Origin of the sequence: Camelimonas fluminis, assembly GCF_014656355.1 — a bacterium.
GTDB lineage: Bacteria > Pseudomonadota > Alphaproteobacteria > Rhizobiales > Beijerinckiaceae > Camelimonas > Camelimonas fluminis.
This window is the reverse complement of the sequence record NZ_BNCG01000006.1, coordinates 1-12,462: the sequence shown is the minus strand read 5'-3', so window position 1 is coordinate 12,462 and position 12,462 is coordinate 1. Positions and strand designations below refer to the sequence as shown.

At 67.8% G+C, this 12,462-nt stretch carries 9 protein-coding genes; 6 read left to right on the top strand and 3 right to left on the bottom strand.

Going from position 1 to position 12,462, the window contains the following annotated elements; genetic code table 11:
• Window positions 1-27: 27 nt before the first annotated feature.
• The gene (bluB, locus tag IE243_RS09205; RefSeq protein ID WP_191319071.1) at window positions 28-828 is read left to right on the top strand and encodes a 5,6-dimethylbenzimidazole synthase; all 801 of its coding nucleotides are present in this window, start codon (window positions 28-30) and stop codon (window positions 826-828) included.
• 350 nt (window positions 829-1,178) lie between these two features.
• On the opposite strand, the gene IE243_RS23750 is transcribed toward bluB, so the two are convergent.
• From IE243_RS23750 to IE243_RS09195, 3 genes are read right to left on the bottom strand one after another with little or no spacing between them, the layout of a single operon-like run.
• Window positions 1,179-1,652: a MetQ/NlpA family ABC transporter substrate-binding protein gene (locus IE243_RS23750; protein ID WP_280514584.1), complete on the bottom strand. Its 474-nt coding sequence runs from the start codon at window positions 1,650-1,652 to the stop codon at window positions 1,179-1,181.
• Window positions 1,613-2,047 carry a MetQ/NlpA family ABC transporter substrate-binding protein gene (locus IE243_RS23745; protein WP_280514583.1) on the bottom strand — a complete coding sequence of 145 codons (435 nt, stop codon included), beginning with the start codon at window positions 2,045-2,047 and terminating at the stop codon, window positions 1,613-1,615. Before IE243_RS23745 ends, IE243_RS23750 begins: the two co-directional genes overlap by 40 nt.
• Window positions 2,047-2,502, bottom strand: a complete 456-nt coding sequence (locus IE243_RS09195) for a hypothetical protein (RefSeq protein ID WP_191319070.1) — start codon at window positions 2,500-2,502, stop codon at window positions 2,047-2,049. Before IE243_RS09195 ends, IE243_RS23745 begins: the two co-directional genes overlap by 1 nt.
• Before the next feature lie 234 nt (window positions 2,503-2,736).
• Here IE243_RS09195 and leuA point away from each other — a divergent pair, with 234 nt between their 5' ends.
• The 5 genes from leuA to IE243_RS09175 all read left to right on the top strand — a co-directional run bounded on the left by leuA (window position 2,737) and on the right by IE243_RS09175 (window position 12,249).
• A complete protein-coding gene (gene leuA / locus IE243_RS09190) occupies window positions 2,737-4,410 on the top strand; it encodes a 2-isopropylmalate synthase (protein WP_191319069.1) in 1,674 nt (557 codons plus the stop codon).
• Between the two features lie 296 nt (window positions 4,411-4,706).
• Complete coding sequence (gene ada / locus IE243_RS09185; protein WP_191319188.1) at window positions 4,707-5,795, top strand: bifunctional DNA-binding transcriptional regulator/O6-methylguanine-DNA methyltransferase Ada; 1,089 nt, start codon at window positions 4,707-4,709, stop codon at window positions 5,793-5,795.
• A 373-nt stretch (window positions 5,796-6,168) separates the two neighbouring features.
• The gene (locus IE243_RS23140; protein WP_210319821.1) at window positions 6,169-7,065 is read left to right on the top strand and encodes an ImuA family protein; all 897 of its coding nucleotides are present in this window, start codon (window positions 6,169-6,171) and stop codon (window positions 7,063-7,065) included.
• Window positions 7,028-8,839: a Y-family DNA polymerase gene (locus IE243_RS09180; RefSeq protein WP_244643013.1), complete on the top strand. Its 1,812-nt coding sequence runs from the start codon at window positions 7,028-7,030 to the stop codon at window positions 8,837-8,839. The genes IE243_RS23140 and IE243_RS09180 overlap by 38 nt, the downstream gene beginning before the upstream one ends.
• Complete coding sequence (locus tag IE243_RS09175) at window positions 8,836-12,249, top strand: error-prone DNA polymerase (RefSeq protein ID WP_191319067.1); 3,414 nt, start codon at window positions 8,836-8,838, stop codon at window positions 12,247-12,249. The genes IE243_RS09180 and IE243_RS09175 overlap by 4 nt, the downstream gene beginning before the upstream one ends.
• Window positions 12,250-12,462: the final 213 nt, after the last annotated feature.

Genomic DNA, 12,462 nt, shown 5'->3' with positions numbered 1-12,462 from the left:
GAAGGACACCGATTTGCGGAGGCCATCATGACGGACGAGCCAGCCCGGTCCGGATTTGCCGGCGCACCGCCTGACGCGACGACCGGAACGCGCGACGCCACATCGTTGCGCGCTCCGGCAGGCCCGTTTTCACAGGCGGATCGCGACGCCCTGTGGCGCGCCATCATGGGCCGGCGCGACGTGCGCAACGAGTTCACCGCGCGGCCGGTGCCCGACGACGTGCTGGCGCGCATCCTGACGGCGGCCCATTGCGCCCCGTCGGTCGGCCTGTCGCAACCGTGGAATTTTGTCGTGGTGCGCGACGAGGCCAAACGGCGCGAGGTGCATGAGCTGTTCAGCCACGCCAACGCCGAGGCCGCCGGCATGTTCGACGGCCAGCGCCAGGCGCTGTATCGCAGCCTGAAACTGGAAGGCATTCTCACAGCGCCGCTCGGCGTTTGCGTCACCTGCGACCGCACGCGCGGCGGCAGGGTGGTGCTGGGCCGCACCCACCAGCCGGACGTCGATCTCTACAGCGTCGCCTGCGCCATCCAGAACCTCTGGCTGGCGGCGCGGGCGGAAGGTCTCGGCGTCGGTTGGGTCAGCATTTTCGATACGGAAGAGCTGAAGCCGCTGCTTGGCGTCCCGGAGCATATCGTCATCATGGCCTGGCTGTGCATCGGCTATGTGGACGAGCTGTTCACGTCGCCGGAACTGGAAGCCCGCCGCTGGGCGCGCCGCCTGCCGCTGGAAGATCTGGTGTTCGACGGCGTCTGGGGCGAACCTGCCGGCGACCTGGCGCCCGCCCTGCGGGCCGCGGCGCCGGATCAGGGACAGGCGAAAGGCTGACGCCTTCCCAGCGCTCCAACAGGCCATATAGCTGCGATGTAACGCCATGTCGCGGCCGACGGCCCAGCCGCTTGCTTGCGCCATGCGCCCGCGCGCTCGCGCCCCTCCACGGCGCCATCCCTCTGCTCCTCCGCTCTCCGCCGTCATGCCCGCGCGTGATGCGGGCATCCGCGTCTTTGCCGCCGCTCCAGAACACTCCCTTGCACGGCGTGGTTCTCGTGGATGGCCGGAACAGGTCCGGCCATGACGGTCGGGCAGGTACGAACGGGCAGGTACGAACGGGCAGGAGCGCAACAACGATGCGCCCCACCCGGTGAACGCCCACACCAACGGGGCCCGGCCCGGGCGTCTCAGAACGCCGGCAAAATCGCCCCGTTGAATGTCCGCGTGATGTACTGGCGCACCGGTTGCGAGCGATAGGCGGCGATGTATTGCCGGATTGCCGGATCGTCCTTGCGATCGGCGCGCGCGGCGAACACCAGCACCCAGTCGTTATCGGCCCCTTCGGCCTTCAGGGCGTCTTTCAGCTTCAGCCCGGCGAGATGGGCGTAGTTGCTGGAGACCCAGGCCACGTCCACGTCATCCAGCGAACGCGCCAGTTGCGCCGCGTCGATTTCGCGGAAGCGCAGTTTCTTCGGGTTGTCGACGATATCCCGGGTGGTGGCGCTCGCTCCGGCGCCGTCGCGCAACCTGATCAACCCCGCCTGCTGGACAAGAAACAGCGCGCGGGCGCCGTTGGACGGGTCGTTGGGAAGGGCGACGCTGGCTCCATCAGGGATGTCCTTCAGCGATTTGTGCTTCGCCGAATACAGGCCGGCGGGCACGGCGATGGCGGCGTCCAGGGCACGATGTCATAGCCGCGCGCTTTCACCTGAGCGGCGAGATAAGGCCGGTGCTGAAAGGCGTTGAGGTCGATATCGCCGGATTGCACGGCGGCGTTCGGCAGGTTCCAGTCCGAGAACTCGACGACCTCGACCTTGACGCCGTCCTTCGCGGCCAGCTTCGCCGCCTCACGCAGGATATCGCCATAGGGCCCGGCGGAAACGCCGACTTTCAAGGTTTTCTGCTGGGTCTTCTGCGGGTTTTCCTGCGCGGCGAGCGCAGCGCCAGATATGCCCCCGGCCGCCAACGCCAGCCCCGCGCCCAGCAGGACCGCCCGCCGCGACAGCCGCCGGAGCATTTCAGATGTATTGCCGCCCGTCATGGCTGTTCCCCTCATCACAATATGTCCTGGTAAGCGACCTTGCCGCGCGCCGGACTGTCCGGGTCTCGCAAAGGTCCCGCAAGGTCTTTCGCTCCTGAGGGTAGGGAGTGCGGCGCCAGACCGGCAACAGCGCTGGAACAGTTTGGAACAAAGCCCTCCGGAAGACAGGTCAGGCCTGGATTTGCAGTGGAATTCAGCGCATTTTCTGGAAAAATATTCTCCGCCAGCTTCCCCGCTCGCCAGTCGAGCGCCTGCCGCAGCGTGGCGACCGGGCCAACCCAGGCCTGTTGCGCCAGGGCGTTGACGCGCGCCATCGCCTGTGACAGTCTCCGGCCATGATCCACGTCACTGGCCTCACGCTTCGACTTTCCGGCCCGTCCTTCTGAGGAAGGCGGGGTTTGTCGCGTGTCATGTAAAGCGCCAGCGGATTGTGTGATGTTTTCTGAAAATTTTATCTGGTCGACCGCCATTGTGACTGGCGTCGTGAACCGCGCGCCGGGCGTGCGCGCATGTGCGCGCCGACTTTCCGGCGGTCGCCGGGACTGACGGCTGCCCGGCGGCTGTAGGAACGGACCGGACGTTTCCCCGTCCCGCGTCCGAGGCCAGCACGCTTCTTCCCCATGATGTATTTCTGACGCGCGCATGCGGCTGAACCGCGCCTGAAACTGGCGCCCGCCGCCCCGTCTGACACCGGATGACGACCCATGCTGAACAACCCGCAGAGCAAATATCAGCCCTACGCCCCCGGCTTTGACCTGAACGACCGCCAGTGGCCGTCGAAGCGCATCACCAGGGCGCCCCGCTGGCTGTCGAGCGACCTGCGCGACGGCAACCAGTCGCTGGCCAACCCGATGAACGTCGAGAAGAAGACCCGGTTCTACAACACCCTGGTCGACATCGGCTTCAAGGAAATCGAAGTCGGCTTCGCCTCGGCCTCGCAGACCGATTTCGACTTCGTGCGCAGCCTGATCGACAACAACATGATCCCGCCGGACGTCACCATCCAGGTGCTGACCCAGTCGCGCGAGGATCTGATCAGCCGCACTTTCGAGGCGCTGGAAGGCGCCCACAGCGCCATTGTCCATCTGTACAACGCCATCGCGCCGCTGTTCCGCCGCGTGGTGTTCGGCATGGAGAAGCAGCAGATCATCGATCTGGCCATCGCCGGCGTCGCCCAGATGAAGGCCGAGGCGGCGAAGCGGCCGGAAACCCGCTGGACCTTCGAGTATTCGCCCGAAACCTTCAGCATGGCCGAACCGGAATTCGCCCTGGAGATCTGTGAGCGCGTGCTGGACGTGCTGCAGCCGACGCCCGACAACAAGGTCATCCTCAACCTGCCGGCGACGGTCGAGGTCGCCCTGCCCAACGTTTACGCCGACCAGATCGAGTGGTTCTGCCGGCGCATTTCGCGCCGCGACAGCGTCGTCATCTCGGTGCATCCGCACAACGACCGCGGCACCGGCGTTGCGGCGGCGGAACTGGCCCTGCTGGCCGGCGCCGACCGCGTCGAGGGCTGCCTGTTCGGCAATGGCGAGCGCACCGGCAACGTCGACCTGGTGACGCTGGCCATGAACATGTACACCCAGGGCGTCGATCCTGAGCTGCGCTTCGAAGACATGCGCGCCGTGGTGAAAACCGCCGAGCATTGCAACGAACTGCCGGTGCACCCGCGCCACCCTTACGCCGGCGAACTGGTGTTCACCGCCTTCTCCGGCTCGCATCAGGACGCCATCAAGAAGGGCTTCGACGCTCACGCGAAGCGCAACGACGGCGTCTGGGAAATGCCCTATCTGGCGCTGGACCCCGCCGACATCGGCGAGAGCTATGAGGCGGTGATCCGGGTCAACAGCCAGTCCGGCAAGGGCGGCGTCGCCTGGGTGCTGGAGCAGGACCACGGCCTGAAGCTGCCGCGCCGTTTGCAGGTGGACATGAGCCGCCGCGTCCAGGCCCGCGCCGACGAGACGGCCCGCGAGATGACCTCCGCCGATATCTGGGAGATTTTCCAGGACGCCTACCGGCTGGAAGGCCCCCAGCGTTACGAACTGCTGGAGTATGAAGGCGGCGGCGTGCGCCGGGGCGGCGGCGAACGCGCCTTCACCGGCCGCATCCGCGTCGACGGCGAGGAAATCCAGATCGCCGGGCGCGGCAACGGCCTGATCTCCAGCGCTGTCGACGCCATCAACGCCCGCTTCGGCGCCGGCATCGAGGTGGTCAATTACGACGAGCACGCCCTGCGGCGCGGCGCCGACTCCCAGGCCGCCGCTTATGTCGAATGCCGCACGGCCGACGACCGCAGCGTGTTCGGCGTCGGCGTCGACCCGGACGTGGCCACCGCCTCGCTGAAGGCGCTGGTCAGCGCGCTGAACGGCGCGCAATAACCAGAAGCAATCTCCGGTTTTCCGGACCGGCGCGATGCGGATCGCGCCGGTTTTGCTTTTTGGAGCAGCGCGCATGGCGGAACGACGCCATGCTCCATATGTTGGGGGGGATTGATCGCCGGATTTGCCTTCGCAGATTTGAAAGCAGCCCCCGGAGTGTGCGGCCGGAGCCGGGGCGCCAGAGTCAGCGTCGACAAGGGGCCATCGACGCGATGCCCCTCACCGACAACGGGATGCACGCCATGACCGACGCCCGCAACATCGACGCCACCCGCGAGGGCATTGCCCGCAAGGATATGGCCCGCAAGGATATGGCCCCCGCGAACGACGACGCCCGCTGGCGCGCCGTGCTGGCCCGAGACGCAGCCAGGGACGGCGCCTTCGTCTATGCGGTGCGAACCACGGGCATTTACTGCCGCCCCTCCTGCCCGGCGCGCCACGCCCGGCGTGAGAACGTGCGCTTTTTCGCCGATGGACCGGCGGCCGAGGCCGCCGGATTCCGCGCCTGCCGCCGCTGCCGCCCGGATGGCCCCTCCCTGGCGGAGCGCCATGCGGCGGCGGTCGCCCACGCCTGCCGGCTGATCGCCGGAAGCGAGACGCCGCTGACCGTGGCGCAACTGGCCGCCGCGGTCGGCATGAGCCCCTTCGCTTTCCACCGGCATTTCAAGACCATCGCCGGCCTGACGCCGGTCGCCTGGCGCGCTGGCCTGCAGGCCCGGAAGATGCGCGAAAGCCTCAGCGCCGGCGGTGGCGTCACGGCGGCCATCTATGACGCCGGCTTCGGCTCCAGCAGCCGCTTCTACGAGAAATCAGACGCCATGCTGGGCATGACGCCGACGGCCTTTCGCGAGGGCGGCAAGGACGCGCGCATCCGCTTCTGCATCGCCCGGTGCACCCTGGGCGCACTGCTGGTCGGCGCCAGCGACCGGGGCGTCTGCGCCATCAGCATGGGCGATGACCCGGAGGCGCTGATCCGCGTCTTTCAGGACCGCTTTCCCAACGCCCGCCTGGTCGGCGACGACCCGGATTTCGACGCCCTCGTCGCCCGGGTCGTCGCCCTTGTGGAGAACCCGGCGGCGCCGGTCGATCTGCCGCTGGACATGCGCGGCACGGCTTTCCAGCAGCGGGTCTGGCAGGCGTTGCGCACGATTCCCGCTGGCGAGACGGCCACCTACGCCGATATTGCCCGCCGCATCGGCCAACCCAAAGCGGTGCGGGCCGTAGCCCAGGCCTGCGGCGCCAATCCGGTGGCGGTGGCGACGCCCTGTCATCGCATTATCCGCACTGACGGCGACGTTTCCGGCTATCGCTGGGGCGTGGCGCGCAAACAGGCGCTGCTGGCGCGTGAACGCGCGGCGACGGCGGCGGAAACCAGCGCCGGCTAGAGCGCTTTCCGACCAGACGGAATCGTCTGGCCGATCAGAATTCGCTCAAAACAGGGGAAACTGGAGCAATCCCCGATCCATGTAGATCGGGAATTGCTCCAGCGCATTTTCGGGAAGTGTGGGGCCTGCTTTTGGTGAAGAAAAACGTTGGAGCGCTTCCGGTGAGCCAGATCTCTTCCGGAACGCTCTCGCATTTGCTCTCCAACGCAGGACACATGCCGCGACACGCGCAAACTGCCGGAGCCGCTTTATATCGCCCGGACATCGCGGGCCCTGACCGGCCTGGCGCCCATCTGGCGCGGCGGCCGGACAAGCCCCTGCCGCCCGACTCTTGTGCTTGACTCACGCCCGGCAGACGGTGCTATAAGAACAAATGGAGAACAATCTCGCCTCATGCCTGTCCGGGACACAGCCGCCCGCAACGCGGGGAGCCGACGGCGACAGACGTCTGCATGACGTGAAGGCGCAGGGCGAGGCTCTGGCGCGGCTGAAGGCGGACATGGCCCAGCGTCACGCCGTCACCTCGCCGCCAGCGCGCCGGCTTGCCCGGGCCACGACGCATTCCGGCGACGCGGACATCAGCGCGCGACAGACGTATCCGCCGGCCGCAAATGCCGGCGCCATATCCCGGTCTGGCCCGGCCACATCTGACCCGGTTGCGCGCGACGGCCATCCGGCCTGGCTGCTTCCCGGAGCGCTGCATGACGTGTTCGCCGCCAGCGTCGCCGACGGGCCCGCCGTCCATGGCTTCGCCGCCGGCCACGCCATTCGCATCGCCGCGGGGCGGCCGGTGGTCTGGGCGTTTCACGACATGGCGGGACATGAACTCGGTCGCCCCCACGGCGAGGGCCTCGCCGATCTTGGTCTCGATCCCGCCGCCCTGCTGCTGGTCCGCGCCCGCACGGTTCCGGAATTGCTTGGCGCCGCCGAGGAAGCCGCCCGCTACAGCGCTGTCGGCGTTGTCATCATCAGCGCCTGGGGCGCGGCGAAGGCATTCGACCTCACCGCCAGCCGTCGCCTTGCCCTCGTCTCGGCGCGCAGCGGCGTCGCCATCCTGTGCGTGCGCATCGCGGCAGCCCCGACGCCGGGAGCTGCCTGGAGCCGCTGGTCGGTGCGGGCGGCCGCCTCGCGCCGGCTGGAAGGCGACGCCCCCGGCCACCCCGCCTTCTCCATCACCCTGCTGCGCCACCGCGGCGGCGCGGCCCCCGCCACATGGATACTGGAGTGGGATCGTGCGCAACGGACGTTTCGCGAACGCATCTTCAGATAAAGCGGCCGCCGCGTTTCGGGAGAACCATGCGGCAAGCGAAAGGACGCTTTTCCACGAAGCAGACGCCGCTTCTCATCATGGCGGGCGCCCTGCCCGGCGCCGCTATCTGGCCCTGTGGTTTCCATTCCTGCCAGCCGATCGTCTGCGCCGCCAGACCAGCGCATCCGCCCACACGGGCGCGAAGGCTTCCGGCGTCGCCGTTGATGCTCCGGCTCCGGCTCCGGCTCCCGCCCCCGCCGCGCCTCCGCTGGTCTTCGTCGCGCCGGTGAAGGGCGCCATGCGCCTCGCCGCCGTCTCGCCGGAAGCGCTGACCGCCGGCCTGCGGCCACAGATGGCGCTGGCCGACGCGCGAGCCCTGGCGCCGGCCCTGCGCGCCGTTCCGGCGCGGCCGGACCTGGACGACGCCTTCCTGGCCCGCCTGCGCGATGATTTCGAGCGCTTCACGCCCTTGCTCGCCATCGATCCGCCGCACGGCATGGTGCTGGACGTCACCGGTTGCGCCCATCTCGCCGGGGGCGAGGCGCCGCTGGCCGCCCGGGTGCGCCAGCGCGCCCGCGCCGCCGGCCTGCACGTGCATTGCGCCCTGGCGGCGACGCCCCAGGCCGCCCGCGCCCTAGCCAGGTTCACTCTGGCGGCCGGAGATGCGCCGCTGGTCGTACCGGAGGGCGAGGATCGCGCCGTGACCGCCCGCCTGCCCGTCGCCGCGCTGGAGCTGTGCGAACGTCACCATATGACATTGCAGCGCGCCGGGCTGAAGCGCCTCGCCGATATCATCGACCGCGACAGCGTCAGTCTCGCCTCCCGCTTCGGCGCCGATTTTCCGGCGCGGCTGGCCCGCATCACCGGCGCCGAGGATGCGCGCATCACGCCGGAGCGTCCGTCGCCACCCTGCGTCATTGACCGCGTCCTGCCCGAGCCGGTGGCCCGCCAGGAGCACGTGGAGGCGCTGCTCGCCGGCCTGCTGCGGGATGCGACGCAACGCCTCGAACAGGCCGGGCAAGGCGGCCTGCGCTTCACCGCCCTGTTCTACCGGACGGACGGCGTGACGCGCGCCGTCACCGTGGCCGTCAGCCAGCCGACGCGCGATGCGGCGCTTGTCGGCGTGCTGTTGCGCGAACGGCTGAACGCCCTGGATGATCCGCTGGATCCCGGGTTCGGCTTCGACCAGATCCGTCTCAGCGTTGGCGAAGCGGCCTTGCTTCCGGCCACGCAATCCGGTCTCTCAACATGTCTATTGCCGGCAAAAAATAAACTGGAAGCCGGCCAGGAAAGCATCCACCGTCTTGCCGACCGGCTGGCGGCGCGGTTGGGCTCCGAAGCCGTGCTGAAGTTGTGCCCACGCGACTCGCATCTGCCGGAGCACGCCGCCATCCTGCTCCCCGCTCGCCTTGCCAGCGCGGGGGCCAGCTGGCGCGCCTTCCTGCCCGAAGACCCGCCGTTGCGGCCGCTGCATCTGTTTCGCACGCCGCAGCCGGTGGAGGCCATCGGCGAGGCGCCGGACGGCGACCTGCTGCGCTTTCGCTGGCGACGCATGGTGCACGATGTGGCGACGGCGGAAGGGCCGGAGCGACTGTCGCCGGAGTGGTGGCGAACCCTGCCGGAAACGATGGCGCCGGAGCGGAGCGCCACCCCGGTCGATGATGCCAAAAGCCTCCGGTGCGAACGGGACTACTACCGGGTTGAGGACCACGAGGGACGACGGTTCTGGCTGTTCTGCTGCGGGATTGCTGATGCGCCAGCCCCACGCTGGTTCATACACGGACTGTTCGCATGAACGCCGACGCCCCAGGTCTTGGCCCAACTCTTGGCCCAAGTCTTGCCCCAGGTCTTGCCCCGGCTTACGCCGAGCTGGCGACCACCAGCAATTTCTCGTTCCTGCGCGGGGCCTCGCACCCGCGCGAGCTGGTGCTGGCCGCCCTGTTGCAGGGCTATGGCGGCCTTGGCCTTGCCGACCGCAACACCGTCGCCGGCGTGGTGCGCGCCTGGAGCGCGCTCCGCTCGCTGCGCGAGGAAGGCCTCGACGCCGCCAGCACCTCCGAAGACCTGCCCAATAATCCGCTCCTGGCGGCCGAAATCCGCCGCCGCGCCGCCAACTTCCATCTCATCACCGGCGCCCGGCTGGCCTTCAGCGACGGCGCGCCAGATGTGCTGGCCTATCCTGAGAATCTCGCCGGCTGGAGCCGTCTGACCCGGCTGCTGACCCTGGGCGCCCGGCGCGCCCGCAAGGGCGGCTGCGACCTGACCCTTGACGACCTGCTGGCGGATGTCCGCTGCCTGCAACTGATCGTCATGCCGCCGGCGCGGCTGGGAGAACTTGAGCAGTCATTACAACGGATCGCCGGCGCCGCGCCGGGGGCTGTGTGGCTGGGCGCCAACATGTGGCGGCGCGGCGACGACCGGCGCCGGCTGTTTCGCCTGCGCGACATGGCCGCGCGCACCGGCGCCCGGCTGCTGGCGGTCAATGACGTGCTGTATCACGCGCCGGCCCAGCGCGACCTGCATGACGTCATCACCTGCATCCGCGAAAAAACCAATGTCGCGGCAGCCGGGCGGATGCTGGAGGTCAACGCCGAGCGCTGGTTGAAGGCGCCGGAGGCGATGGCCCATCTGTTTCGCGACGCCCCTGAGGCCATCGCCGCCACCGGCGATTTTCTGCAACGCATTCATTTCGATCTGTCGCAGATCGCCTACCAATATCCGGATGAGCCTGTTCCGAAAGGCTATGAGCCGCAAGGCTGGCTGGAAAAACTGGTGCGGGACAAGGTGAAAACGCGCTATCCGCAGGGCGTCACAGAAAAGGTGCAACGCCTGCTGGATGAGGAGCTGGCGTTGATCCGCCAGCTTGGCTTCGCCACCTATTTCCTCACTGTTCATGACATCGTGCAGGAGGCGCGGCGGCGCGACATTCTCTGTCAGGGGCGCGGTTCGGCCGCCAATTCCGCCGTCTGTTACGTGCTCGGCATTACCAGCGTCGATCCGGACAAACATGTGCTGCTGTTCGCCCGCTTCCTGTCCTCAGACCGCGGCGAGCCGCCGGACATTGACGTCGACTTCGAGCATGAGCGCCGCGAAGAAATCATCCAGTATATTTATCAGCGTTATGGTCGCCACCGCGCCGGCATCGCCGCCACCGTCATCCGCTATCGTCCCCGAAGCGCCATTCGCGAAGTTGGCAAAGCGCTTGGGCTGACAGAGGACGTCACCGCCCGCATCGCCAGCAGCCAGTGGGGCAGCTATGGCGAGGATATTCCTGACAGCCACATCGCCCAGGCCGGCCTCGACGCCAGCAACCCCGCCATCCGCCGCGCCGTGGCGCTGGCCTCGCGGCTGATCGGCTTTCCCCGGCATCTGTCGCAGCACGTCGGCGGCTTCATCCTGACCCGCGGCCGGCTGGATGATCTGGTGCCCATCGGCAACGCCGCCATGGCGGACCGCACCTTCATCGAATGGGACAAGGACGACATCGACGCCCTGCACCTGCTCAAGGTCGACGTGCTGGCGCTCGGCATGCTCACCTGCATCCGCAAGGCCTTTGACCTGATCCGCCAGCACACGGGCGAGGCGCATGATCTGGCCAGCGTCGCCCTGACCAGTGAACAGAAGGAAAACGGTTCGCCTGTCTACGCCATGCTGCAAACCGGCGATTCCATCGGCGTGTTCCAGGTGGAAAGCCGGGCGCAGATCAACATGCTGCCGCGTCTGAAGCCGAAGGAGTTCTACGACCTCGTGATTCAGGTGGCCATCGTCCGTCCCGGCCCGATCCAGGGCGACATGGTGCACCCATACCTGCGCAGGCGGGCCGGCGTTGAAAAGGTTGATTATCCTTCGCCGCGACCGCCGCACCCCCCGAACGAGTTGCGGAGTGTTCTGGAGCGGACCAAAGGCGTGCCGCTTTTCCAGGAGCAGGCCATGCAGGTCGCCATGGTCGCCGCCGGCTTCACCGGCGCCCAGGCCAACGGCCTGCGCAAGGCCATGGGCACGTTTCGCGGCGACGGCACGTTGCACCGTTATGAAGACATGATGGTTGAGGGAATGACTGCGCGCGGCTATAGCCGGGATTTCGCCGAGCGCTGCTTCGCCCAGATCAGGGGCTTTGGCTCCTATGGATTTCCCGAAAGCCACGCCGCCGCCTTCGCCCTGCTGGTCTACGTGTCTGCGTGGATCAAGCGCTACCATCCGGCGGCCTTCGCCTGCGCTTTGCTCAACAGTCAGCCCATGGGGTTCTACGGACCGGCCCAGATCATCGGCAACGCCAAGGACAATGGCGTCACCATCCTGGCGGTCGACGTGGCCTACAGCCACTGGGACAACACCCTTGAGCCAGTTGAGAACGGCCTTGCCCTGCGCCTCGGCTTTCGCCAGATCGACGGCTTCCGCGAGGAATGGGCGGAAGCGATCATGCGCTTCCAGGCCGAACAGAACGCCATCGCCAGCGGCGCGCTCCCCCTTCAGCCAACGCCCGTCCGCCCGAAAAGCAACAACCCGCCGCCGGATATGCAGATGCTCAAGCAACGCGCGCTCCTGCCCAGGCTGGCCATTCTGCGCCTTGCCGAGGCGGACGCCTTCCGCTCCATGGGGCTGGACCGACGCGCAGCCCTGTGGGCGGCCCAGCGCCTGCCCGACGATGCGCCGCTGCCCCTGTTCCTCGCCACGGCGACGCCGGAGCAGGCCGAGGAAATTGCCCAGCAATTGCCCGGGATGACGCTGGGCGAACAGGTCGCCGCCGATTACCAGACGCTGCGGCTGTCGCTGAAGGCCCATCCCATGCAGATCCTGCGCCCGCTGCTGCCGCGCAGCCTGACGTGCGACCAGTGCAACAAAAGTCTTCAGGGCGCCTGGGTGCGCGTCACGGGCGTCGTGCTGGTGCGCCAGCGCCCCGGAACCGGAAACGCCATTTTCATCACCCTGGAGGACGAAACCGGCGTCATTAACGCCGTGCTCTGGGCCCGCATGTTTGCACGCTTCCGGCGCGAGGTCATGAGCGCGCGAGTCATGGAGATCACCGGCGTGATCGAGTGCAGCCCGGAAAAGGTGGTGCATGTGATGGCAAAACACATCACCGACAGGAGCGAACTGCTCGGGCGCCTCAGCGGCGACGTCCGGACCGGCGACCACGGCGCCCTCCTGATGCACCGCCATCCGCGCGACGTCCGCATCTTGCCCGGCTCGCGGGATTTTCACTGACGGCGCAAGCTCTGGCGTGAGGGGGCGACGCAGAAATTCGCGGCCGCCCTTGTTCGGGGGGTTATCCTGATTGTCTGGCCATTGGGGATGCGTTGTGACGTGGGTGTTTTCCTGAACGCAAAAACCCGTCGCTTTGAGCGACGGGTTTTATGGATTGGTTGCGGGGGCTGGATTTGAACCAGCGACCTTCAGGTTATGAGCCTGACGAGCTAC